Raw genomic sequence first — 2406 nt, 5'->3', positions numbered from 1 at the left:
ACAAATACTGGTCCCCCGTCAACCGCGTCGACAACGCATACGGCGACCGAAACCTCGTCTGCACATGCCCCCCAATGGACGCATACCAAGACGCCGCGGAATAGGGAACCGGGGGTGGCAATCCGCCTTTTGCCCTGGCGGATTGAAATCCGAAAATGAGGGCAGCGTCCTGCGAGGCGCTGCCTCTCGTCAATTCGTTGGAGGAACAATGAAACACTATGTCCTCGCAAATGATCGCGCCGACCTGGCAAAGACCGCGCCGGAAGTGCCAGAAAGATTAAAACACATCGATGTTATCCTCAGCGACACGCGGGCGCTGGCATCGGCTGAAATCGTCGTCGAGTTCTATCAAGCTCTGAACAGCCTGGTCGAAAACTGCTCTTACGTCGTCAATCTCCGGGTGTCCGGAAATGACTCGGTTGGCGGGCCTCTTTATTGGACAGGTCGAACGGCAATATTCTGGGGCGACCTGGAGAACAACTGGGACGTCTCCGGTCCGCGCAGAAGCTGGATTTCGCAAGTTCTCAACCTGTCTTCAAGGACCGTTCTGGTCGGCGGAGCTGTCCTGCTGCTGGTGCAACTGGGCAGAGCGGGCCGAAACATCGTTGCGGTTCATCCCAACTTTGCTGCGGCCGCGCTGGAAAGCGGATTGGAAAGCTGCGGTGCGGCAACCCATCTGGCCGCCGACGGGCACCCCCACAGCGCAACCAGCAGACTGAGCGCGTTGCGGCTGTTGTCCGAATTCGTTTCCATGGATCACGGAGAGCATATAGCGGACGCACTGCGCAGCTATATTGGTCTGACCGAACCCACGCAAAAACACGAAAGCAGGTTGGCCGCCCGGTTGGTGCACAGGGCAAAGGGTGATCTTTTGGTGGTGCGTACTTTGGATGCGATGCAGGAAAACATCGAAGATCCTCTGACGATTTCCGATCTTTCCCGTTTGCTCAAAACCTCGACGCGGCAGCTGCAACGACGGTTCCTGAGCAAAACCGGTGCAAAGCTTCTTTCCACGTACAAGGAGCTTCGTCTGGAACGGGCGCAGAACCTGTTGCAGTTCACGAACATGTCGCAGATCGAAATCTCGGCAGCCACTGGTTTTTCATCGACCGTCGCTTTGAAACGTGCGTTTCAACGCTGCTACAAAACCAGCCCGGATGATGTGCGCGACCGTCGGTTCATGGGGTCGATGGCGCCGGAAGGATCCTAGCACTTCTTCGACGTGCGCAACGGGCGATAATATCGCGTGGGCAGTTTGCCCACGCAACTTTGGTTTGGTTCACGCCGCAGCAATCTGGCTTGCCTTTTCCACCAGCACTTCGGCCTGACGGATCGAGGCGTAATCTATCAGCCGGCCGTCCAGCGAAACAGCGCCTTTTCCATCGGCTTCGGCCTCGGCCATGGCGACCAGAATGCGCTGAGCCTTGTTGACCTCGGCGTCCGACGGCGACATCACCTCGTTGGCAAGTGCGATCTGGCTTGGATGAATGGCCCATTTGCCCTCGCAACCCAGAACGGCGGCGCGTTTTGCGGCAGCCTTGTATCCGTCCGGGTCCTGAAAATCACCAAAAGGTCCGTCAATCGGGCGCAGCCCGTTGGCGCGCGCCGCAACCACCATGCAGGCCAGTGCATAATGCCACATATCACCCCAATGGGTCTGGCGCCCGCCGTCCGAATCCGTATCCGTCAAAACAGAGTAGTCCGGGTTCACACCGCCGATGATCGTGGTGCGCGCACGGGTCGAGGCCGCATAGTCGGCCACGCCGAAGTGCAGGCTTTCATTGCGCTTGGATGCTGCCGCAATCTCACTGACATTCTGCATGCCAAGCGCGGTTTCGATGATGTGCTCGAACCCGATCCGTTTTTTGTAACCCTTGGCGTCTTCGATCTGGGTCACCAGCATATCGACGGCATAGACATCAGCAGCCGTCCCGACCTTGGGGACCATGATCAGATCAAGGCGTTCACCAGCCTGCTCGACCACATCGACGACGTCGCGGTACATGTAATGCGTGTCCAGACCGTTGATCCGAACCGACATGGTCTTGTTGCCCCAGTCGATGTCGTTCAGCGCCTGAATGATGTTCCTGCGGGCTTGTTCTTTTTCATCCGGCGCAACAGCGTCTTCCAGATCAAGGAAAATAACGTCCACATCGGATTTGGCTGCCTTTTCGAACATTCCGGGTTGGCTGCCGGGTACGGCCAATTCACTGCGGTTCAGTCGGGCTGGGGCTTGGTCGATGGAATGAAAGCTCATGGATTCGGGTCCTTCGTCTTACAGGTTCGGATAGATCGGGAATTTGGCGCAGAGGTCTGCGACTTCGGCCTTGACCTTGGCTTCGACGGCGCCGTTGCCGTCTTCGCCATTGGCAGCCAGGCCGTCGACCACTTCGATGATCCAGTCGG

Annotated in this window: 2 protein-coding genes; one reads left to right on the top strand and one right to left on the bottom strand. The window is 57.8% G+C overall.

The window, feature by feature from the left end:
- Nucleotides 1–208: 208 nt before the first annotated feature.
- The gene (locus tag ACR0DJ_RS20455; RefSeq protein ID WP_480488926.1) at nucleotides 209–1210 is read left to right on the top strand and encodes a helix-turn-helix domain-containing protein; all 1002 of its coding nucleotides are present in this window, start codon (nucleotides 209–211) and stop codon (nucleotides 1208–1210) included.
- 69 nt (nucleotides 1211–1279) lie between these two features.
- On the opposite strand, the gene ACR0DJ_RS20450 is transcribed toward ACR0DJ_RS20455, so the two are convergent.
- Nucleotides 1280–2257 carry an HpcH/HpaI aldolase/citrate lyase family protein gene (locus ACR0DJ_RS20450; protein ID WP_480488924.1) on the bottom strand — a complete coding sequence of 326 codons (978 nt, stop codon included), beginning with the start codon at nucleotides 2255–2257 and terminating at the stop codon, nucleotides 1280–1282.
- Nucleotides 2258–2406: the final 149 nt, after the last annotated feature.

Source organism: Ruegeria sp. BF10, assembly GCF_056538725.1.
This window is presented reverse-complemented; position numbering and strand designations above follow the sequence as displayed.